The sequence below is a fragment of the Variovorax xiamenensis genome, assembly GCF_050916385.1.
In the GTDB taxonomy this organism is placed as follows: Bacteria; Pseudomonadota; Gammaproteobacteria; order Burkholderiales; family Burkholderiaceae_C; genus Variovorax.
This window is the reverse complement of the sequence record NZ_CP139038.1, coordinates 4,422,548-4,443,538: the sequence shown is the minus strand read 5'-3', so window position 1 is coordinate 4,443,538 and position 20,991 is coordinate 4,422,548. Positions and strand designations below refer to the sequence as shown.

Sequence of the window (20,991 nt, the reverse complement as noted above, 5' to 3'; positions counted from 1 at the left end):
ATGCAACGTCGAGAACTCCTGAAGCTCGCGGCCGCCGTGCCGTTCGCGGGCACCGCCGCCAGGGTGATGGCCGCACCGGCCACGGAGGGCGCCAAGCTGCTGGTCGTGTTCCTGCGCGGTGCGTATGACTGCAGCAACCTGCTCGTGCCCACCAGCAGCGACTTCTATTACGCCTCGCGCCCAAACATCGCCATCGCGCGGCCCGGCTCGCCCAACGGCGCGCTGCCTCTCGACGGCAACTGGGGCCTGCACCCCGCGCTGGCGCAGAGCGTGATGCCGATGTTCCAGCAGAAGCAGGCCTCGTTCATCGCCTTCGCGGGCACCGACGACCTCACGCGCAGCCACTTCGAGACGCAGGATTCCATCGAGCTCGGACAGGCGCTCGACAAGCGCCGCGACTACCGCTCGGGCTTTCTCAACCGGCTGGCCGGCGTGCTCGGCGCGGGGCCCGTCACCGACGTGTCGCCCATCGCCTTCACCGACCAGCTGCCGATCTCGATGCGCGGCAGCGCCAAGGCCGCCAACATGGCGCTGGCCGGCAATGCGCGCTCGGGCATCGACGCGAGGCAGAGCCAGGTCATCGCGGACATGTACCGCAACACCTCGCTGGCCCAGCCGGTGGCCGAGGGCTTCCAGGTGCGCGACGAGGTCATGCGCGCGGTGCAGGCCGAGATGGACGCCGCCAGCCGCAACGCCATGTCCGCCAAGGGCTTCGAGCTGGTGGCGCGCCGCATGGCGCTGCTCATGCGCGACCGCTTCGACCTCGGCTTCGTCGACGTCGGCGGCTGGGACACCCACGTGGGGCAGGGCGGCGCCACCGGCTACCTCGCCAACCGCTTCGAGGAACTGGGCCGGGGCGTGGCCGGTTTTGCGCAAGAGATGGGCGACGACGCCTGGCGCCAGACCGTGGTGGTCGTCATCAGCGAGTTCGGCCGCACCTTCCGCGAGAACGGCAACCGCGGCACCGACCACGGCCACGGCACCGTCTACTGGGTGCTCGGCGGCGGCCTTTCGGCGCAGGCGGGCGGGCGCATCGTGGGCGAGCAGCAGGCGCTGACGCAGGCAACGCTCTTCCAGAACCGCGACTACCCGGTGCTCAACGAGTACCGGGCGGTGTTCGGCGGGTTGTTCCAGCGGATGTACGGGCTGTCGCCGGCGCAGGTCGCGAAGGTGTTCGACGGCGTCGCGCCACGGGACCTGCGGCTGGTCTAGCCGGCAGAGCCGATGGCGGCCGCGGGACGACGGCCGGCTCTCTTCTTTTCTTGCCTCGAGGGGCCTGCGTTTCGCGACGCAGGCCCCTTTAGGTTTGCACCACTACGGTGCATTCAGGCTGCCGCATATACCCAATTTCGGTGATGGTTGAGACACAAATAGTTAACGAAGATAAATATATTCAACCCTCCCGACAGCTTTTTTGCGGAGCGTCTTCGCTTCGCCAAGGGCCTCCGCACTGCAACCAGTGCTCAACGCGGTTTCTGGAATTTCGCTTCCGGAACCGGCTCCGGCTGTCTGGAAACCCCGTTTCTCCGCCGGGCGCAACGCCCAACAACAAGAAAAGGAAACCGATGCTCTCGCCCAGTCAGACTGCTCTCGCCCGTTCCTGTGCCATCGCCGGCGCCATCCTGGTCCTTGCTTCCTGCGGGGGCGGCTCGGGGGGAGGAGGCAGCTTCGTGCCGCTGACGCCGGTTGCCCAACCGCAGCCCCAGCCCGAGACGCCCGTCGCGACGCATGCGATCGGCGGCACTCTCAGCGGCATCACCAGCGGCAAGCTCGTGCTGCAGAACAATGCGGGCGATGACCTGACGCTCACGGCGGACGGCAAGTTCAGCTTCGCGACTCCCGTCAAGGAGGGCAGCGCCTACGCCGTCACCGTGCGCACCCAGCCGCTGTGGCAGTTCTGCACCGTGGGCAATGGCAGCGGCAATGCAGCCGCGGAGATCACCGGCGTGACGGTCAGCTGCGCGGAGGCTCAGGCGACGGTCTCGACACTGGCCGGCTCGGGCACCGAGGGCAAGCTCGACGGCGACGGGCTCGCAGCCGAGTTCGCCAGGCCGAGGGGCGTGAGGGTGGACGCCGCCGGCAACCTCTACGTGATCGATGCCCGGTACAAGCTGATCCGCAAGGTTTCTCCCTCGGGAACTGTCACGACCGTGGCGGGCAGCGGCGCTGGCGGAACTCTCTCCGATCCTTTCGACCTGGCGCTGGATGCCGACGGCAACATATATCTGACCGAGCTCATGGGCAACACGGTTCGCAAGGTCACGCCGGCAGGGGCGGTGAGCACGCTGGCGGGGTCCGGCAGCTTCAGTTCGGTCGACGGGCACGGCACCAGCGCATCTTTCAACCAGCCTTCGGGCGTTGCCTTCGACGCGCAGGGCAACCTTTTCGTCGGCGACTCGCAGGGCCAGAAGATCCGCAAGATCGCACCCGACCTCGAGGTCAGCACCTTCGCGGGCTCGGGCGCCCAGGGCACAGCCGACGGCACCGGCACCAGCGCGACCTTCAGCGTGCCCGCCGGCATCGCGATGGACGCGGCGGGCAACATGCTCGTGACCGAATTCGGCAGTCACGTGATCCGCAAGATCACGCCGCAGGGCGTGGTCACGACGCCGTTCGGCAAGCGGAGCACAAGCGGTTCCGTCGACGGGAAGGGCAACGACGCGACCTTCTCCTTCCCGGTGGGCATCGCGATCGACTCCAGCGGCAGCCTCTACGTGGCCGACAGCACGACCCACGTGATCCGCAGGATCACGCCGGACGGCATGGTCAGGACCCTGGCGGGTACCGCGGGCAACTCCGGGGCGAAGGACGGTGTCGGCAAGGCGGCGTCGTTCAATCTGCCCTACGGCGTCGCAGTGGACGCCGCGGGCAACGTCTACGTGGCCGACCAGTTCAACCACAAGATCCGCAAGATCACGCCGACCCCCGCGCCCTGACGGGCCCGCGGCCTCATGCGCCATGATCCGGGCAGACGCGAGACGCGAGAAGGATCGAGAGAAACATGGCCGTGATCGACGAACACCTGCGAACGCCCGAGCTGCAGCGGCTCGGCCTGTCGGCCCCGTTGATGCAGCTGGCGGCCGGCCAGTGCATCCACCAGGCATTCCGCGACTCCTGCCTGGGGCCGCCGTTCTATGCCTACCGCGGTGCCGGCGTGCCGGACGGGCCGACGCTGGTTCCGCTGTGGGACCACGGCAGCAGGGTCTGTGGCGTCCGGGAGAAGGAGGGCGGGCTGGAGTTCATCGAGTTCAGCATCGAAGACCCGGCCGGGTTCGAGCGGCTCGCCGGCACGGAGCAGGGCTTCTGGGCAACGCGCTTCGACTTCCTGTACGAATGCGAGCTGCCCGACGAAACCCTGCGCGAGGCGGCTGCGCTGGTCGGCTTCCGTTTTCTGGAGCGGCATCTGGCAGAGCGGGAGGCGGCCGAGGAGCAGCTCGGAAGCTTCGGCAGCCATCGGGTATGGCTGCGGGAACTGGTCGCGGGCATCGACCGGGACGCGGCCGCCGGCTGATCGCCGGGCGGGGCTCGCGGCCGGACAGCCGAGAATCCCCGCATGCCTCACGCCGTTTCCCTTCTTCGCGCTGCGCGCCTCGCGCGAAGCGCCAAGCCTTTTCTTGCCCGTGGAGGCTTCAAGCGCGAGCGTTGTGCAGGCTGCCGCCTGGTGCCCAGCCATTGCATGTGCGCGCTGCGCCCTTCGGTCGCGACGCGTGCCGGCGTCTGCCTGATCATGGCGGACATCGAGCCGCTCAAGCCCACCAACACGGGCTGGCTGGTTGCCGACGTGGTGGCCGACACCTTCGCCTTCGGCTGGGCCCGTACCGAAGTCGATCCGGCACTGCTGGCGCTGCTGGGCGATCCGCAATGGCAGCCGTACGTGGTGTTTCCGGGGCAGTACGCGGAGCCGGAGCGTGTGGTCCTGAGCGTCGGGGCGGCCGGTCCTGAGTCCTCCGGCGGCATCGGCAAGCGCCCGCTCTTCATCCTGTTCGACGCCACCTGGGCCGAGGCGCGCAAGATGTTCCGCAGGAGCCCTTACCTCGACCGGCTGCCGGTGCTGAGCCTGAGGCCGGAACAGATCACGCAGTACAAGCTGCGCAATTCCGGTCGCGAAGACCATTTCTGCACCAGCGAGGTGGCCGCGATGTGCATGAGCCTTGCGGGCGAACATGCCGCCGGGCAGACGCTGGAGGCCTATCTGCCGGTGTTCACGCACCACTACCTGCGCGCGAAGAACCAGCAGCCGATTGCATGGGACGGTGCCGAGCACCAGCGGCTGCGCGAGGTGCTGGCCGCGCGGACCTGACGACGCTCCGCGGGGCGGGCGTCAGGCGATCATCGACTCGAGTTCCGCCGCCAGCTCGCGCGGCGCCGGCATTTCCTGGACGATGTCTTCCGTGATGCCGGCAGCCATTGCCGACTCGCTCGGCCAGGTGCCGCCGAGGTTGCCCAGGTCCACGCCCTGGCGCTCCAGCGCCACGCGCCACACGGCCAGGTGCAGGATGCCGCCGAGCGCATCGGCGTGTTCCGACTTGTCGGGGCTCACGAAGCTGGAAAGCCCGCCCACCAGGTCGGGGGCGAAGCCCCAGCGCTGCGCCAGCGAGGCGCTCACGTCGCCGTAGTGGTAGCCGAACTCGACGAGCTCCAGTTGCGCACGCCCCAGCGCCTCGAAGGGGTGGAGGGCGTTCAGCGCGGCCACGCGGCCGGGCATGGCCTGGGCCATGATCAGGTGGCCGATGGCATGCATGCTGCCCGCGGTGAAGGCCAGGTTGGGGTCGACGAGCCGGGTCTTGGACGCCAGGTACCTCGAGACCGAGGCCACGCGCAGGCTGTGGGCCCAGAAGGCCGGGAGGCTGACACCCTCGACCTTCCTGAAGGCGCCTGCGAGGCCCGAGCTCACGACCACGGAGCGGATCGCGGAAAGCCCGAGCATCAGGATCGCGCTCTGGATCGAGGAAATCTTGCGCCGCAGCCCGAAGAGCGGCGAGTTGATCATCTGCAGCACCTTGGCCGCGAGCACCTGGTCCAACTCGATGCGGTGCGCGACGGCTGCGAAGGACACGTCGTCGTCCCTCAGCATCTCCATCAGGTCGGACACCACCCTCGGAACAGTGGGGAGCGACTCGTCATTGGCAAAGAGTTCGTCGAGTGTCTTCATGGCGCTGATGAGGTGTTATTGCTGCCTTTGTATGCAATGGATTTTCCCCCAGCGCACAGGCCATTTGGGGCCTCCAGGAGTGCAAATCCGCAATTTCCACGGATTCCGGTGGGGGAGGGATTACCCGGGGTAGGGCGCACTTGGCGCCACGTACGGGCGTTTCGTCGCATGACAGTCGCTGTCGCGGCAGCGCGATGACATAGTCCGACCGACCCAGCAACAGCCACAGCAACAAGAAGAGAAGGACGCGCCTTGCCATGATTCACAGAGAACGCCTGACCGCCAGGCTGGAGGGAGACTTCGTCGTCTTCCTCATCGGGATGCGCATCAACCAGCCGCTGAAGCTGCACAAGTGGCTGCCCGTCGCCGCCGCCATGCCCCGGATGCTCAAGGAGCTCAAGCAGCAGCCGGAGCGCGGCCTGCTGCACGCCGAGCTGTGGTTCTCGCGCACGATCCTCGTGCTGCAGTACTGGCGCTCCATGGAGCAGCTGCTGGCCTACGCGAAGGACAAGGAGGCCGAGCACCTCCCGGCATGGAAGGCCTTCAACAAGGCCATCGGCACCGACGGCTCCGTCGGCATCTGGCACGAGACCTACGCCGTGTCGCCCGGCACCTACGAGAACATCTACGTCAACATGCCGCCGTTCGGGCTCGGCCGGGCGGGCAGCCTCCAGAGCGTCACGGAAGCCCATCGCTCGGCGGCTGCGCGCCTGAGGGCTACGAAGACGCAGGAGTGACGACCGGCGCATGCCGCGCCATCAGCTCGACCACCCAATCGATGAACACCCGCAGCTTGGCGCTGACATGCCGGTTCGGCGGGAACGCCAGGTACAGCGGCATCGGATCGAAACTCCAGCCCTCGAACAGCGGCACCAGCTCGCCGCCGGGTACGTGCGCCTTCGCCATGTATTCGGGCAGCCAGAGCACCCCCAGGCCCGCGAGCCCTGCCGCGAGGTACGCGTTGCCGTCGTCGACCGAGAGCACGTAGCGGCCCTGCACCTCGATGCGCTCGCCGTCGCGGTGCATCGCATACGGAAAGGTCTTGCCGTTGCGCGGCCACAGGAAGCCGACGATGCGGTGATGCGTGTCTTCCAGCTCGCGCGGATGGGTGGGCGTGCCGGCGCGCTCCAGGTAGCCCGGCGCCGCATACACGCCGAGCTGCAGGTCGCCCACGCGGCGCGCCATGAGCGACTGGTCGGTGAGCTTGCCGCCGCGCACCACGCAATCGACGTTCTCGCCGATCAGGTCCACCACGCGGTCGCTCACGCCCATGTCGAGCTGGATGTCGGGGTAGCGCTCGTGGAAGGCCGGCAGCGCCGGCACCAGGATCATGCGGGCCAGCGGGCTGGGCACGTCCACCCGCAGGCGGCCCCGGGGCGAGGCCGAGGCGCCCGAGAGGCTGGTCTCGGCGTCGTCCATGTCGGCCAGCAGGCGCACCACGCGCTCGTAGTAGGCCGCGCCGTCGGCCGTCAAGCCGACCTTGCGCGTGGTCCGGTTGAGCAGCTTCACGCGCAGCCTCGCTTCGAGTTGCTGCACCAGCTGGGTCACGCTGGTCTTGCTCATGTGAAGCGTCTCGGCCGCCTTGGTGAAGCTGCCTGCCTCCACCACGCGGGCGAAGGCCTGCATTGCGTCGAAACGGTCCATGTGCGCTGTTCCCCGGTTGCCGATTGTTTGGTTTCCCCAAACAGTCATTGTCGGCATTGCCCGTTTATCTGCGGCGCGCGCTTTCCTAAAGTCCCTTCATCCCATTCATTCATTGAAGAAGCAACAAGGAAAGCAGCTCATGACCAAACGCGACGTCGTCTTCCCGCCCGGGCGCCAGGCGCTCTACGAAAAGAACCACTACTCGCCGGCAATCCGCTCCAACGGATTCCTGTTCGTCTCGGGACAGGTCGGCAGCCGCGAGGACGGCTCGCCCGAGCCCGATCTCGAAGCGCAGGCGCGCCTGGCATTCAAGAACCTGAACGCGGTGCTGGGCGCGGCGGGCTGCACCTTCGACGACGTGGTCGACGTCACCATCTTCATCGTCGATCCGGAAGCGAACTTCGAGACGGTCTGGAAGGTCGTCCCCGAGTACTGGGGAGACGCACCGCACCCGACGCTGACTGGCATCGGCGTGACCTGGCTCTACGGCTTCAAGTTCGAGATCAAGGTGATCGCGAAGCTGCCCGGCACCGCCGAGGGGTGAACGGCCGGCGATGATGAGGGCCTGGGCTACAGTGGCCCATCGCAGTCATCGCACCAATCAAGGCCGTGAACGAAGAGAGCGAAAAAATCGACTGCCCGCAGCACGGCCGAACGGCACTGGCCACCGTCTGCGGGCACCTGGTCAACAACCATGGCGTTCCGCTGGGCTTCATCGAGAATAGCGACGACCCCGACAACAAGCAGGGCTGGTGCTATGCCTGCGAGTTCGTCTATCTGCAGGAAGAGGACAAGACGGAGCGATTCGTTGCGTTCACCGACTTCGCCGTGGTTTGTTCTGAGTGCTATGACGGGATCAAGGCGCATCACCAGTTCGACCGGCCCGAAGACGATGCGCAGGGATGACGGCTCTTCTGCGCTGATTTCGTGCCGACTGCCTATCCGGCCTCCAAGGGTCCAGCGCGCTTGTATGTGTTGAGGAGCAGCCCGGACGGCGTCGTCTTCGTGCTGACGAGTTCGAAGGAACACCCCGGCGTCCCCTCGGCAAAGAAGCGCTTGCCCGTACCCACCAGCACCGGGTAGACGATCAGCAAGACTTCATCCGCAAGCCCATGCTCCAGCAGCGTCGAGGTCAGCGTGGAACTGCCCCACAGCACGAGGTCCGGGCCAGCCTGCGACTTGATGCGCCGCACGCCTTCGACGACATCCGGCCCGACGCCCTCGAACGGACCCCACGCGAGGCTTTCAGGGCGATGGGTGACCACGAACTTGGTGGCCGCATTCAAGCCATCCGCCATCGGACCGGGCGGCACCTTCGGCCAGAAGTCCGACCACATGTCGTAGGTGCGCCGGCCCAGCAGCAGATCGAAGCGCGCGCCGTGCGCGGCGAGCACTTCATCCCGGCCGGCCGGCGTCCGGTAGGGCACCGTCCAGTCGGCATAGGGGAAGCCGTCTTCGCCGGAGGACTGGATCACGCCATCCAGCGATACGTGCTCCATGAGCTTGAGATTTCTCATTCGGGTCTCCGTGTTTGGTTGTTGGGGTTGGAGGGGATGAGGATGCTGAAGCGTCTTCGGCCTTTGTGCAACTCAATTGGCACGGGTGCGGCGAATGGAAGCAGACCTCGACAGTGATTGCGATCTTCAGGGGTTGCAGGCCACATGGAGCGGAGACAACACGCTCTAGCGCTGCGCAACACGACCTGGGGCAGATCGTGCTGGGGGAAGGCTGCAACAAGACGGTGCCCGTGATCGCTCCCGCGTTACTCGCCGGCCAGCCGGTCCCGCCGCATGGCGCGCCATAGCGCGAGGTCGTAGGTGATCTTCAGAAGCCCGCACGCGATGAGCGGCAACGAGATCCATCCGGCCGCGAACAGCGCGCCGCTGAGTGTCGGGCTGATGGCTGCGGCCAGGCTTCGCGGCACGGCGGTAAAGCTCGCGGCCGCACTGCGTTCGGCCGGCGTCACCACCGCCATCACATAGGCCGTTCGCGTGGGCACGTCCATCGAAGACAGCGAGCTGCGGATCATCAGCAGGCCGAGCGCCACCGGCAGGCTCGGCGCCAGCGCGGCGAGCACGAGGCAGACGTTGGCCGGCAGGTGCGTGAAGACCATGGTGTTGAGCAGGCCGATGCGCTGCGCGACCACCGGTGCCGCCAGTTGCGATGCCGCGCCCAGCAGGCCGGTCCAGAAGAAGAACACGCCGGCCTGGGCCAGCGAGAAGCCGAAGCGCTCCAGCAGCCAGAGCGACATCAGCGCGTTGACCGTCAGCCCGCCGGCGAAGGCGTCCACGCTGAAGAGCGCCGCCAGTCGCATCACGACACCGCGCGAGGGCCCGAGGGGTGCGGGCGCGACGGGCAGGCTGTCGGCGCTGCCGGCGCCTGCATGGGTTGGCAGATTCCGATAGAGCCAGAAGACGACCAGTCCGATCGCGGCATAGACCACGAACATTCCGCGCAGCGCATCGAGCCGCCCGAACCCGGTGTGTCGCACCAGCCAGTCCGGCACCGCCGCTGCCAGCGCCCCCAGCGCTGCGCACAAGGCGCCGAGCAGGCTGTAGCGGGCGAAGAGCGCGGTTCGCGCATGTTCTTGCGCCGCGCTTGCCAGCCGTGCGTGCTCCAGGGGAAGAAATACGCTGACGTCGCCGGAGCTGGGATTGAGCGTGCCGACCAGCGCGACGATCAGCAACGGCCAGAACGAGGAAAGGCCCGCGAAGCCGATGCCGGTGGCGGCCATCAGCAAGGCCGCGCCGCGAAGCAATCGCCCCGCCGCGAAGCGATACCCCCAGGCACCGACCGCGAGCGTCGCGAGTGCCGAGCCCAGCATCGTTGCCGTGCTGACGATGCCGACTTCCAGCGTTCCGAGCCCGATCGACAGCAGGTAGGCCGGCAGCAGCACGGCCATGTAGCCGTCGCCGAAGGCGCGAAGGCCGCGGCCGACGAGCAAGGGCAGGGCACCCGGGTCGACCCCGGATGGCAGCAGGCGGGCGAGGCCGTGGCGTGGTCGGGACACGGGGCTTGTCTGTTCGGCTCCTGAAGGGGCTCGGGCAGTCATGCTGAATCTTTCAACGCAGCAAGGGCAGCGCGAAGGTCACCGCCAGTCCCAAGGCCGCGCAGGCTCCCAGCAGCGGCATTACCCCGAGCTTGAATCGGAACAGCGCAATCACCGCGGCCACTGCGATCAGCGCCGAGGCCGCGTCGAAATGGCCGCCGAAGCCCTTGGGCCACAGCACGTGGTAGGCGAAGAAGAGCGCCAGGTTCAGGATCACGCCCACCACCGCCGCCGTGATGGCCGACAGCGGCGCGGTGAAGCCCAGCTTGCCGTGCGTGGCCTCGATGGCGGGGCCGCCGGCCAGCACGAAGATGAACGACGGCAGGAAGGTGAAGAAGGTCACCACCGTTGCTGCCAGCGCGCCCGCCAGGAACATCGAGTCGGGCCCCAGCACCTGCTTGAGCCAGCCGCCGACGAAGCCGACGAAGGCCACCACCATGATCAGCGGCCCCGGCGTGGTTTCTCCCAGCGCCAGCCCGTCGATCATCTGTGCGCCGGAGAGCCACTGGTAGTGCTCGACTGCGCCCTGGTAGACGTAAGGCAGCACCGCGTAGGCGCCGCCGAAGGTCAGCAGCGCCGCCTTAGTGAAGAACCAGCCCATCTGCGCGAGCGTGCTGTCGAACCCCAGTACCGCGACGAGGACTCCCATGGCCAGCAGCCAGAGGCCCAGCCCGAAGGCAATCACCTTGAGCAAGTGCCGGCGCGAGAAGCGGGCGTGCGGTGGCGTGGGCGTGTCGTCGTCGATCAACGCGGGGCCGTAGCCCTGCCTGGCGTTGCCGTGGCCACCCCCGAGCGCGAAGACACCGGGCGCCCATCGTGCGCCGAAGTGACCGATGAGGCCGGCTGCAAGCACGATGGCGGGAAACGGCGTGTCGAAAGCAAAGATGGCCACGAAGGCTGCGCCCGCGATGCCCCACATCCACCGGTTCCTGAGCGCGCGGCTGCCGATGCGGTGCGCCGCGTGCAGCACCAGCGCCGTGACCGCCGGCTTGATGCCGTAGAAGATGCCCGCCACCACCGGCACGTTGCCGAAACGCAGGTAGATCCACGACAGCGCGATCAGGATGAACAGCGAGGGCAGCACGAACAGCGCACCGGCCACGATGCCGCCCCAGGTGCGGTGCATGAGCCAGCCGATGTAGGTGGCCAATTGCTGGGCTTCGGGGCCGGGCAGCAGCATGCAGAAGTTCAGCGCGTGCAGGAAGCGCTTCTCGCTGATCCAGCGCCGCCGCTCGACCAGCTCGGCATGCATGATCGCGATCTGTCCGGCGGGGCCGCCGAAGCTGATGAAGCCGAGCTTGAGCCAGAAGCGGAAGGCTTCGGCGAAGGAGATGGGCTCGGGGCGCGCGGAAGACGCGAGTGAAGAAGTGTCGGGCAAGGCGGTGTCCACGGAAGGCTCCGTTGTGAGTCACCAGCGCTTGGACGGGACACCGTCTTTCCTTGCAGGCCGGGAGGCTGTTTTCCCGGGGGAAACCATCGTAGCAGAGCCAAAGCGCCATGAAAGGCCTTGCGCCGGAACGCGCGCCGCGACCAGTGCCATTGCCCCAAGGCCGCTCCGGTTTCGAGCTTGACGCCCGCCGTCGGCACCGCTTACATTGCCCCCGCCTCGTGATGAGCGGGGCCGGGTTTAGCAGCCCGCCGACATCCTGCGACGAAAGCCGCAGCTACCGCACTTGGTCTGCGGCTTTTTCGTTCGTGCCTCTTTTAGGCGGCTCGAACGGGAGGGCTCGCGCCCTGCCGGTTTCCGCAAGGATGTCCCGGTCTGCTAACCCGTTCGAGCTGCCGCCCTCGTTTAGCAGCGGGTGCGTCGGTTTCTGCAAATCGACATCCTTGGGAGGCCCATCCATGGCCAATGTTTCTTCAGATGACGCAGCAGGCACCAATGCTCGCTGCGCTTGCGCGTCCTATCGCCCCACCGCCCAGTTCAAACCCTTCGAATGGGTTCAAGGCGACCGGGTCGGCTTTTCTCAACAAGGGCAGGCCGCATTCCTGAACGATGCCCGCGATGTGGTGCAGGGCGCGCAGACGCTCGTGCAGTTGCTCGGCTGGGATGAAGACCGGCGCGATGCCGCTTCGTCCGATGCAGACCCCGCGCCGCTGTTCGATGCGTGTCAGCGCAGTTCGCTGCAGCGGCTTCTCTCGGCGACGCTCGGCCTTCTTCACGCACGGATTGAAATCCAGTGCGAGGCACTGACGGGATAGAGGCTGCCCGGCCGACGCGGAAAACCGGGCGACGCAATGACTTTCGTCAGATGGCAAGCGTCGCCTTTTCTTCCAGAATCGCGCGCCTGTGCCGCGGATGCGATCCGCGGACGCGAAGCTCGACAACGAAAGGGAAGAAGCAATGGGTTACGACGTCAGCAACCTTGCCGTCGATGTGCGCCTGATCAGGGAGCGTCTTGTTCCGTACATGCGCGCAGCCACCACGGATGGGCTGGATGACCTCGTGCGCGATGCGGCCCGGCGGCAACTCGTGGCCCACCATGCAGGTGCCTGGTGCAAGCGCGTCGTGAGCCTGGAGCGCGCCATCTACGCCAGCCAGGAGAAGGCCGTGCGTGAGCGCGCCGGCGTGCCGCCCGGGGAGCTCTCTTCACAGCCGCTGGGCGGCACGGGCATTCCCGGCTTCGACGCGTACCAGGCGCATTGGGGGCGTCCCTATTACATCGAAGCCGACGACGCCGAAGAGGCCCTGCGCGAGCTGGCGGCCTACGAGGCTTGCGACATCGCTGCAGGCAAGTCGGCCGTCGATGCGGTCGCGCTGCGCATGCTCGCGAAGCTCGACACGCGGCGCCATCTCGTCGGGCCCGGTGCCAGGCCCGAGGCACTCGCCGTGCTCGACGGCTTCTATCCGCTGGCCGCGCACCTGCCGCCGTCAGAGGGCGCCGAGGACAAGGCCATGACTCCCGATGCCTTGCAGGACCGGATGCGCCGCCGCCTCGAGCAGTGGCGGCACATCTGGGAATGCCGCGAAGACACCACGACGGAGATCGATGCCGAAGGCTTCATGTGGCCCGAGCCGGCGAGCGAGCTCGTGGGCTCGATCTCCTACGAGATCGTCAAGCTCGCGGCGCAGGTGCTGCCGAGCTGGCAGAGCCGGGGGCGGGTCTGGCCGACCGCGTTGTTCGAACGCATCGGCGTGGACGTGTCGCATGTCTTCGAGACGCCCGCCGCGCTGTTCGCCGATCTGCTGGGCGACTTCCCGATGCTCCGCGAGAAGATGCGGACCACCATCCATTTCAACTACTCGCTCGGCGGCTACGTGCCGCCCGAGAAAACGGGGCTGCTGGTCGAGCTGCTGCAGAAGCATCGCCGCGCGCTCATCTTCGCGTGGGACGAAGACTCCGGCGATGCCGACATCGAGGCGCTCGCGTCCGACTACCAGATGATTCTGGAGCCCGCGCTGCTGGCAGCACGCAATGGCTACGGTTTCGTGGAGGCCTCGGAAGTCCAGCTCTGGCCTGCGAAGGATGAACTGGTCGAGGAAGGCTGACGATTGAATTGAAAGGGCGCGGTGGTCTCGCTCACCGGTACGGTGGACTTTTGATCTGTCGATTGAACTGATCCAGCCGTTCCATGGGGCTCATTCGCCGCTGCGCAGCGGCACGTTCGTCGCGCTCGCGCTCCCGCGCATCCCGCTGCTGGTTTTCCTTGAACGACTGCATCTGCTGTTCCTTGTCCCGCTGTTCGCGTTCGCGCGTGCGCTTGTATTCGTCGTCCCTGCGCTTTTCCTCCTGCCACTTTTCGCGTTCCTCCCTCTCGTTCCACTCGTCGCGCCGGGGGCGACTTGCCGCCGATGCGTCTCTGTTCGATGTGCCGCTTGAAGATGCACACCCCGCGATGTTTGCAAGCAGCATCGTCAGCGACAAGGCGCCCAGGCATGCGCGCCTCGAAGGCCCTCCGTCCGGATGCATGGCGACGAGTCCCTCCGGTCGAAAACTGTTCTCGTGCTGTATCAGGCGCATGGGAGCTCCGTTGTCTTCCGCGTGTCTCAGCCGTTGCTCAGCCATGAAGACGGGTCCGCGAAGCTGCCGCGCACGCGCCAGCCGTCGGGGGTGAGTGCCATCACCTTGTCCGACAGGCCGTGGGGCCCGGCTTCGGCCTTGACCTTTGCCGCGGCGGCGCGCATCAGGTCGAGGATCTGTCCGGCGCTGATCGCCTGGCCCGAAGCCTCGAAGCTGGCCTTGCTGTCCATGTAGTAGAGGACGTTGCGGCTGGGGACCACCGTGAGCAGCTCGCCCTTGAAGTCCTTGGTCAGATCCTCCCAGAGGCCCGGCACCAGCAGCATGCAGGCCTCGAAGTCGTCCCCGGACACCAGGGCCTTGTAGAACACCAGGTCCTGCGTGCCGAGCTGGGGCAACACTTTCTCGAGCATGTTGTCGATCGCGCGGACATGCAGCTCCTCCGGGCTCAGCCCCAGGCTCGCCATGCCTTCGTTCGTCAAGGTGATGAACTGGGTCGGCGTGTCGAGCGCATAGGTCACCAGCAGGCCGCTGTCGCCCGCGAACGGGTAGGCCACCGGCGTCTGCGCCTCGCGATCGCCGCCCAGTGCCTCGATCTCGTCGAGCTCGGGCTGCACCGACCGAAGGAAATCAGCGGCCTTGATGCGGGGATAGGCGGACGATGGAGAAGGCGGGTTCGACGACATGGCGACGGATTGTCGAAGCGGCCTTCGCGTCGCCATAAGTGCACAAAGTCATGGAGCCGCCGCACGACCGGCGCCCATCGATGAACCCAGGGCGAGGCCCCGGCCGCTTCACTTCGTCGGCATCCTGTCGAACTTGACCAGCGCAGGGTCGAGGAAATCCCATTCGTACCCGCGCACGCCGTACGTGACCGCCTGCGGCTTGAACCGGCTCGGGTCGTCGAGGCTCGCGGCGTGCACGGTGATGACGTCGGGCATCGCCACGTAGGTCATGTACACGGGCGAGCCGCAGGTGGGGCAGAAGGCGCGGGTCTTGACGTTGCCGCTGTCGCCGACCATGTCCCACAGGGTGGCCTGGCCGGTCTGCCTGGTGCCGCCGCGCACGAAGCTGAGGTAGGAGCCGTGGCCGGTGCCGCTCTTGTGCTGGCAGTCGAGGCACTGGCAGTGGTTCTGGAAGATCGGCTCGGAGGGGATCTCGTAGCGGATCGCGCCGCATGCGCAACCGCCGGTGTAGGGGGCGTGGCTCATTTCGCTTTTCCTTCGGATGTTGATTGTTTCTCCAGCGAATCGGGCTGGGTGCAGCCAATCTAGGCGAGGCTGTGCGGGGCCGGGGAGTAACAAGTTCGTCGCGAGTCGGTGCGCAAAACTGGCCGATGGAATACGAAAGTAATGCGAAAGAGTTGCCAATACGGCGTCTTCTGCGGCGAGTTCTTACAACTTCGGCGCCGTTCGTGCCGCTTTCAGACGGTAAAGTCCTGTCTCCCGTTTCGGACTATTTCCGAATCTTTTCCCGCCGCCTCCCGCTTCCGCTCGCTTTCTCTTCTTCCATGTCCAACCTCATCGTGCACGGCGGTACGCCGCTGCGTGGCCGCATCACCCCTTCCGCCAACAAGAACGCAGTGCTGCCGGTGCTCTGCGCCACGCTTCTCACCTGGGAGCCGCTGCGCCTGCATGGCGTGCCCGACATCACCGACGTGCGCAAGATCCTCGACATCTTCCGCACCCTCGGCAGCGACGTGCGCATGGACCACGAGACGGGCACGCTCGAGCTGCATCACCGCGAGACCGCCTTCGACGCATCGCGCCACCGCCTGCCGGAGGAGATGCGCTCGTCGATCATGCTGGTGCCGCCGCTTTTGGCCCGCTTCGGCGTGGCTCGGCTGGAGGACAACGTCAAGGGCTGCACGCTGGGCGTGCGCGAGATCGATCCGCACGTGGAGGTGTTCCAGCGCTTCGGCGGCGAGGTCGAGCGCACCGAGGGCTCGCTGCTGGTGCGCAGCAAGGGCCGGCTGATGCCCACCGACCACTGGCTGGACTACGCCTCGGTCACGACCACCGAGAACTTCGTGCTGTGCGCGGCCGCCACGGACGGCGCCTCGACGCTGACCAACGCGGCCTCCGAGCCGCACGTGCAGGAGTTCTGCCGCTTCATGTCGATGATCGGCGTGCGCATCGAGGGCATCGGCACCTCGCGCCTCACGGTGCATGGCGGCGGCATGCTCAAGGGCGGCGAGTTCCGCTTCGACGAAGACTTCCACGAGATCACCACCTTCCTCGCGCTCGGTGCCATCACCGGCGGCGACGTGGTCGTGCGCAACAGCGCCCCCGAAAACTTCCCGCTGCTGGACCGCACCTTCGCCAAGTTCGGCGTGCAGATCGAGCACAAGGAAGGCTGGTCGCGCGCCATCCGTTCCGGCCCGCTGAAGGTGCAGACGCCGTTCACGAGCAACGTGCTCACCAAGGTCGAGGCGGCGCCGTGGCCTTACTTTCCGGTGGACCTGCTGCCGATCTTCATCGCGCTGGGCGTGCGTGCCCAGGGCAATGCGATGTTCTGGAACAAGGTGTACGACGGCGCGCTGGGCTGGACGGGCGAGCTCTCGAAGTTCGGCGCGCATGTGTTCTCGTCCGATCCGCACCGGCTCATCACCTTCGGCGGCAACCCGCTGACGCCGGCCGTGGTCGAGAGCCCGTACATCATCCGCGTGGCGATCGCGCTCTTCATGGTGGCGGCGAGCATCGAGGGCCGCTCCGAGATCCGCAACGCGGCGCCCATCCGGCGCGCGCATCCGCGCTTCGTGGAGAACCTGCGCAGCCTGGGCGTGCAGGTGGAGTGGACGAGCGAGGAGTGAATGAGCAGGCGGGCGAGGGCGCGGGGCGCCATCGCCGCCGTCAGAACGAAGGTACGGGGTTGCGCCCCTCGGTGAGCACGTAGGCGTCCTTGCGGTAGGTGTAGACCAGCGTGGTGTCGACGGTGTCCACGCGCCGGGCCTTGGCGCTGGCGGTGCGCTCGCCCTTGAATGCAATGCGAAGTTCGCCCGGGGCGCTGTCTTCGGCGTCCGCCGCCGCGAAGCGGGGTGTGCCGCTGATGTTGTAGCACTCGCGCAGCGGCGGGCTGTCGGGCTTCTGCATCTTCAGTACCTTCTCGCAGGCCTCGTCGGCGCCTTCGTTGGTGGCCGATAGCGGAATGGCCGAGACGAGGGGGCGCACCTTGGCCGTTTCGAGCCCGTACACCGACAGCCACTGGCCGCAGTAGCCCTGCCAGCAACTGCCGTTGGTGATGGCGAGCGCGAAACGCCGGGGCGCCATGCGTTCGACCGTCGTGTTGCCCATGAAACCCATGAAGCCGAGGTAGTCGACGGCGTCGTCGCGGCCCGTGAGTTTCCAGCCCTCGCTGCCTTGCTCGAAGAAGTAGGCGCCGAGCCATGCGCCGTCCGGGTGGCCGTTCATCGGCTGGCCGCGGTCGTCGACGGGCACGGCCTCGGTGAGCATCACGGCATGGGTTTCGTCGAGCCTGACCACTTCGCGCGGTGATACCTGCGCCTTCTGTTCTGCCTCGCTGCCGGGCACTGCCTTGCCGTCGTTGTCCATCTCGGGCAGCCGCACGATGTCGGGTTCTCCTTGCTTCGCGCTCGCGCCCCGCGAATCGGGGAACGCCAGCACCATGAGTTCGGCGCGCTTGAGGGTGGCGGAGGCAGTCGGCGGCGTGGCGGAAGAGGGTGCGGCCGCTGGTGCCGCCACCGCGGCTGCAGCTGCGGACGCCGGCGCGTCGTTGGTGGCCACGGGTGCTTCCTTCTGAGGACACCCGCCCAGGGCCAGCAGGCCGGCGATCGCTGTCGCGAGAACGGTGGTGCGTCGTGCCGGCTGGAGCGGTGTGTTCGGTGCGGCGTGGTTTCCTGGCATGGCCGCCATTCTGCCGAGGCATCATTGCGATGACCTTGCGGCCACAGCGCCCAACGGCTTGGCCGGAGAATGCCCGTCATCCGACAAAGGAGCGCTTTCGAATGACCACCTCGCTGCAGCAGATTCTCGGCACCGAACTCCCCCTCATCCAGGCCCCGATGGCCGGCATACAAGGCAGCGCGATGGCCGTCGCGGTCAGCAATGCCGGCGGCCTCGGCTCGCTGCCGGCCGCGATGCTGGGCATGGATGCCTTGCGCAGCGAGATCGCCGCGATCCGCGCGGGTACCGACAAGCCCTACAACGTCAACTTCTTCTGCCACACGCCACCCGTGCCCAGCGTCGAGCGCGAGGCCACCTGGCGCACAGCGCTGGCGCCTTATTACGCGGAGTTCGGCATCGACGCCGCGAGCATCCCGGCCGGGCCGGGCCGCAACCCCTTCAGCGCCGAGGTGGCCGACCTGCTGGCCGAGTTCCGCCCGCCCGTGGTGAGCTTCCATTTCGGGCTGCCTCCCGAGGCGCTGATGGCGCAGGTGCGTGGCTGGGGCTCGAAGGTGCTGGCCTCGGCCACCACGGTCGAAGAGGCGCTGTGGCTCGAGTCGCACGGCGTCGACGCGGTCATCGCGCAGGGGCTGGAGGCGGGCGGGCATCGCGGCCACTTCCTCTCGCACGACCTGACGAAGCAGCTCGGCACCTTCGGGTTGCTGCCGCAACTGGTGAAGGCAGTGAAGGTGCCGGTGATCGCTGCGGGCGGCATCGTGGATGCGGGTGGCGTGGCGGCGGCCATGGCGCTTGGCGCGGCGGGCGTGCAGATCGGCACGGCCTACATGCTCACGCCCGAGGCGACGACCAGCACGATCCATCGCGCGGCGCTCAAGGGCGAGGCCGCGCGGCACACGGCGCTCACCAATCTCTTCACCGGCCGGCCGGCGCGCGGCATCGTGAATCGCGTGATGCGCGACCTCGGCCCCATCGGCGCGGCGGCGCCGGAGTTTCCGCTGGCCACCTCGGCCATCGCCCCGCTGCGCGCCAAGGCCGAAGCGCAGGGCAGCGGCGACTTCTCTCCGCTGTGGTCGGGGCAGAACGCGACCGGTTGCCGCGAGATTCCGTCGGCCGAGCTCACGCGCGAGCTGGCGAAGGGATTCCGCTGAAGAAAGAAAAAGAAGAAAAGTAAAAAGAAGGAAAGAGAACCAGAGCCATGACCCAGCTTCACCTGCCCCTGAAGTTCCTCGCGCACGGCGCGCAATCCGATGTTCGCGAGCCGTGGCTGCTGGTGCTGATGCACGGCGTCGGCAGCAACGAGCAAGACCTCTTCGGCCTCGCGCGGATGATGCCGCCGCAGTTCCACGTGCTGAGCCTGCGTGCGCCCTATGTGCTGTCGCCCGACGCGTACGCGTGGTTCGAGTTCCAGGTGCTGCCCGATGGCGAGCGCCGCATCGACGAGGAACAGGAGCGCGAAAGCCGCTTCCTCGTCGGCGAGATGGTCGCCTCGGCCGCGCAGCAGCTCGGCGTGCCTCCCGAGCGCGTGATCGTGGGCGGATTCAGCCAGGGCGGGATCATGGCGCTGTCGCTGCTGCTGACCAGGCCAGAGAGCGTGCGCGCCGCGATGGTGTGGCACAGCCGGCTGCTGTCGCAGGTGGTGCCGCACATCGCGCCGCCCGAAGCCTTCGAGGGCAAGGCGCTGTGGGTGAGCCATGGCAGCGCCGACAACGTGATCCCGCCGAGCGCCGCGCAGGTCACGCGCGAGCTTGCGCGCACCCTGCCGCTGGCGCTGTCGGGCACGGACTTTCCGGGCGCGCACGAGATCCGTCCGGCCGAGCTGCAGGCCACGCTGGCGTGGCTGCAGTCGCTCAGTACGCAGGTGGGCGCGGCATGAAGGACTGACGGCACGAGCGACTGAACTTCCGCGTGACCGCTGCGTCACAGGGCGTTACGACGACGTGGCCCGGCTGCGACCCGAACTGGTGCACCATAGCCGCTCGCCTTCCTGACATTCCAGCACAAGGAAACGCCCTCATGCCCGAAAGCGACACCCGCGACACCCCCGAGTTCAGGCCGCGCCGCGAAACCCCCATAGGAACCATCGTCGTCGGCGTGCTCGTGCTGCTGGCGGCCGCGTTCTTCGGCTGGCGCTGGTACCAGCAACAGCAGCAGCCGCCCGAAGCCACGCCGGTGGCCGCGGCGCCGAACGACGGAGCGCCGCCCCCGCCGGCACCTGCGCCCGCACCTCAATCCCAGGAACCGCGAAACCCGATGGATGGAATCGCGGTGCCCGATGCGGGGCTCGCCAACGCCACCGATGCCGACACGCGCGTGATGAAGGCGCTCGTCGACCTGTTCGGCAGCAAGAACGTGGCCGACTTCCTGCAGTTCGACGGCATCGTGCGCCGCTTCGTGGCCACGGTGGACAACCTCGCGCGCGAGCAGGCGCCCGCGAGCGCATGGCCGGTGCAGCAGACGAAGCAGCGCTTCATCACGTCGGGGCAGGGCGACAAGCAGGTCATCGCCGCCAACAATGCGGCGCGCTACAACCCTATCGTGCTGTTCGCCGAATCGGTCGATCCGGCGAAGGCGGCCAAGGCCTATGCACGGCTCTATCCGCTCTTCCAGCAGGCGTATGAAGAGCTGGGTTATCCGGGGCGCTATTTCAACGACAGGCTCGTCGCAGTGATCGACCACCTGCTGCAGGCGCCCGAGCCCGCCGGCCCGGTGGCGGTGCGGCTGGTCGAGGTGAAGGGCGACATTCCCTCGCAGCGCCCGTGGGTGCGCTACGAGTACGCAGATCCGCAACTCGAGGCCATGTCCTCGGGGCAGAAGATCATGGTGCGCATGGGGCTGGAGAACGAGCGCAAGCTGAAGGCCAGCATGCGCGCCTTCCGCGAGCAGATCGCCACGGGCGACGTGGCCAAGAAGAAGCAGCCCTGACGCTGGCGGCAACCCGAGCTGCCCGGTGCCGTGGGCATCCTCCGGCGCGTCGTGTAGGCGTGCACCGATTGCATGCCGCGTGGATGTCGCCGAGGCTTGGTCTCCAAGATCAAGATCTCGAGGACAAGCGTATGAACCTGATGAGCGTCGACCTCTACCAGAGTGCCACCGATTCGGAGAAATTCCTCGCGCTTCCGGCCGGCACCGATCCCGCCGAACTCATGGGTCCGATGACCTTCGACCAGGACTATGCGCAGCTCCGGCGATACCGCGAGGCTTTCCAGTTCGATCCGTCCGAGGCCTATGCGGGCGTCAACGCCGCGAAGATCGCGGCGGACATCCTGACGGTGAAGTGGGCGACCTATCGCCGCGAGTCTTCGTCGTAGAAGGACGCGGCCCGAT

23 protein-coding genes are annotated in these 20,991 nt (G+C 67.3%); 14 read left to right on the top strand and 9 right to left on the bottom strand.

Annotated features, from left to right (window positions below):
* From SFB74_RS20290 to SFB74_RS20275, 4 genes are all read left to right on the top strand, one after another.
* Complete coding sequence (locus SFB74_RS20290) at positions 1–1,212, top strand: DUF1501 domain-containing protein (RefSeq protein WP_432726086.1); 1,212 nt, start codon at positions 1–3, stop codon at positions 1,210–1,212.
* 353 nt (positions 1,213–1,565) lie between these two features.
* The gene (locus SFB74_RS20285) at positions 1,566–2,936 is read left to right on the top strand and encodes an NHL repeat-containing protein (RefSeq protein WP_432726085.1); all 1,371 of its coding nucleotides are present in this window, start codon (positions 1,566–1,568) and stop codon (positions 2,934–2,936) included.
* A gap of 65 nt (positions 2,937–3,001) precedes the next feature.
* Positions 3,002–3,511: a hypothetical protein gene (locus SFB74_RS20280; RefSeq protein WP_432726084.1), complete on the top strand. Its 510-nt coding sequence runs from the start codon at positions 3,002–3,004 to the stop codon at positions 3,509–3,511.
* 42 nt (positions 3,512–3,553) lie between these two features.
* A complete protein-coding gene (locus SFB74_RS20275) occupies positions 3,554–4,300 on the top strand; it encodes a tRNA-uridine aminocarboxypropyltransferase (protein ID WP_432726083.1) in 747 nt (248 codons plus the stop codon).
* A gap of 21 nt (positions 4,301–4,321) precedes the next feature.
* On the opposite strand, the gene SFB74_RS20270 is transcribed toward SFB74_RS20275, so the two are convergent.
* Entirely contained in the window at positions 4,322–5,152 is an 831-nt protein-coding gene (locus SFB74_RS20270) for an HDOD domain-containing protein (RefSeq protein WP_432726082.1), read from the bottom strand.
* A gap of 257 nt (positions 5,153–5,409) precedes the next feature.
* On the opposite strand from SFB74_RS20270, the gene SFB74_RS20265 reads away from it, so the two are divergent.
* Positions 5,410–5,889 (top strand): DUF4188 domain-containing protein, encoded by a 480-nt coding sequence (locus SFB74_RS20265; protein ID WP_432726081.1) that lies wholly within the window; start codon positions 5,410–5,412, stop codon positions 5,887–5,889.
* On the opposite strand, the gene SFB74_RS20260 is transcribed toward SFB74_RS20265, so the two are convergent.
* Positions 5,870–6,796 carry a LysR substrate-binding domain-containing protein gene (locus SFB74_RS20260; RefSeq protein WP_432726080.1) on the bottom strand — a complete coding sequence of 309 codons (927 nt, stop codon included), beginning with the start codon at positions 6,794–6,796 and terminating at the stop codon, positions 5,870–5,872. The two genes, SFB74_RS20265 and SFB74_RS20260, sit on opposite strands and share 20 nt — an antisense overlap.
* A gap of 139 nt (positions 6,797–6,935) precedes the next feature.
* Here SFB74_RS20260 and SFB74_RS20255 point away from each other — a divergent pair, with 139 nt between their 5' ends.
* Both SFB74_RS20255 and SFB74_RS20250 read left to right on the top strand, forming a co-directional pair.
* On the top strand, positions 6,936–7,340 hold the full coding sequence (locus SFB74_RS20255) for a RidA family protein (protein WP_432726079.1): 405 nt from the start codon (positions 6,936–6,938) through the stop codon (positions 7,338–7,340).
* Positions 7,341–7,405: 65 nt separating this feature from the next.
* Positions 7,406–7,702 carry a hypothetical protein gene (locus tag SFB74_RS20250; RefSeq protein WP_432726078.1) on the top strand — a complete coding sequence of 99 codons (297 nt, stop codon included), beginning with the start codon at positions 7,406–7,408 and terminating at the stop codon, positions 7,700–7,702.
* Positions 7,703–7,734: 32 nt separating this feature from the next.
* Here SFB74_RS20250 and SFB74_RS20245 read toward each other — a convergent pair whose 3' ends face one another.
* The 3 genes from SFB74_RS20245 to chrA form a co-directional block, all read right to left on the bottom strand.
* Complete coding sequence (locus SFB74_RS20245; protein ID WP_432726077.1) at positions 7,735–8,313, bottom strand: dihydrofolate reductase family protein; 579 nt, start codon at positions 8,311–8,313, stop codon at positions 7,735–7,737.
* Positions 8,314–8,558: 245 nt separating this feature from the next.
* Positions 8,559–9,848, bottom strand: coding sequence for an MFS transporter (locus tag SFB74_RS20240; protein ID WP_432726076.1), 1,290 nt, complete (start codon positions 9,846–9,848; stop codon positions 8,559–8,561).
* Positions 9,849–9,858: 10 nt separating this feature from the next.
* Positions 9,859–11,235 carry a chromate efflux transporter gene (chrA, locus tag SFB74_RS20235; RefSeq protein WP_432726075.1) on the bottom strand — a complete coding sequence of 459 codons (1,377 nt, stop codon included), beginning with the start codon at positions 11,233–11,235 and terminating at the stop codon, positions 9,859–9,861.
* Between the two features lie 455 nt (positions 11,236–11,690).
* On the opposite strand from chrA, the gene SFB74_RS20230 reads away from it, so the two are divergent.
* Together SFB74_RS20230 and SFB74_RS20225 are read left to right on the top strand one after the other, a co-directional pair.
* Positions 11,691–12,047 carry a hypothetical protein gene (locus SFB74_RS20230; protein ID WP_432726074.1) on the top strand — a complete coding sequence of 119 codons (357 nt, stop codon included), beginning with the start codon at positions 11,691–11,693 and terminating at the stop codon, positions 12,045–12,047.
* Positions 12,048–12,189: 142 nt separating this feature from the next.
* Positions 12,190–13,335 carry a hypothetical protein gene (locus SFB74_RS20225; RefSeq protein ID WP_432726073.1) on the top strand — a complete coding sequence of 382 codons (1,146 nt, stop codon included), beginning with the start codon at positions 12,190–12,192 and terminating at the stop codon, positions 13,333–13,335.
* A 31-nt stretch (positions 13,336–13,366) separates the two neighbouring features.
* Here the strand turns inward: SFB74_RS20225 and SFB74_RS20220 are convergent, their stop codons facing one another.
* From SFB74_RS20220 to SFB74_RS20210, 3 genes are all read right to left on the bottom strand, one after another.
* Complete coding sequence (locus SFB74_RS20220; RefSeq protein WP_432726072.1) at positions 13,367–13,807, bottom strand: hypothetical protein; 441 nt, start codon at positions 13,805–13,807, stop codon at positions 13,367–13,369.
* A gap of 26 nt (positions 13,808–13,833) precedes the next feature.
* Entirely contained in the window at positions 13,834–14,490 is a 657-nt protein-coding gene (locus tag SFB74_RS20215; RefSeq protein WP_432726071.1) for a hypothetical protein, read from the bottom strand.
* Positions 14,491–14,598: 108 nt separating this feature from the next.
* Positions 14,599–15,015, bottom strand: coding sequence for a GFA family protein (locus tag SFB74_RS20210; RefSeq protein ID WP_432726070.1), 417 nt, complete (start codon positions 15,013–15,015; stop codon positions 14,599–14,601).
* Between the two features lie 299 nt (positions 15,016–15,314).
* Between SFB74_RS20210 and SFB74_RS20205 the strand changes: the two genes are divergently transcribed.
* Positions 15,315–16,616, top strand: a complete 1,302-nt coding sequence (locus SFB74_RS20205; RefSeq protein ID WP_432726069.1) for a UDP-N-acetylglucosamine 1-carboxyvinyltransferase — start codon at positions 15,315–15,317, stop codon at positions 16,614–16,616.
* A 40-nt stretch (positions 16,617–16,656) separates the two neighbouring features.
* Here SFB74_RS20205 and SFB74_RS20200 read toward each other — a convergent pair whose 3' ends face one another.
* Positions 16,657–17,547 (bottom strand): hypothetical protein, encoded by an 891-nt coding sequence (locus SFB74_RS20200; RefSeq protein WP_432726068.1) that lies wholly within the window; start codon positions 17,545–17,547, stop codon positions 16,657–16,659.
* A 221-nt stretch (positions 17,548–17,768) separates the two neighbouring features.
* Here SFB74_RS20200 and SFB74_RS20195 point away from each other — a divergent pair, with 221 nt between their 5' ends.
* The 4 genes from SFB74_RS20195 (at position 17,769) to SFB74_RS20180 (ending at position 20,975) form a co-directional block, all read left to right on the top strand.
* On the top strand, positions 17,769–18,815 hold the full coding sequence (locus tag SFB74_RS20195; protein WP_432726067.1) for an NAD(P)H-dependent flavin oxidoreductase: 1,047 nt from the start codon (positions 17,769–17,771) through the stop codon (positions 18,813–18,815).
* A gap of 47 nt (positions 18,816–18,862) precedes the next feature.
* On the top strand, positions 18,863–19,540 hold the full coding sequence (locus SFB74_RS20190; RefSeq protein WP_432726066.1) for an alpha/beta hydrolase: 678 nt from the start codon (positions 18,863–18,865) through the stop codon (positions 19,538–19,540).
* A gap of 140 nt (positions 19,541–19,680) precedes the next feature.
* A complete protein-coding gene (locus SFB74_RS20185) occupies positions 19,681–20,589 on the top strand; it encodes a DUF3014 domain-containing protein (protein ID WP_432726064.1) in 909 nt (302 codons plus the stop codon).
* 131 nt (positions 20,590–20,720) lie between these two features.
* Positions 20,721–20,975 (top strand): hypothetical protein, encoded by a 255-nt coding sequence (locus SFB74_RS20180; RefSeq protein WP_432726063.1) that lies wholly within the window; start codon positions 20,721–20,723, stop codon positions 20,973–20,975.
* The last annotated feature ends 16 nt before the right edge of the window (positions 20,976–20,991 follow it).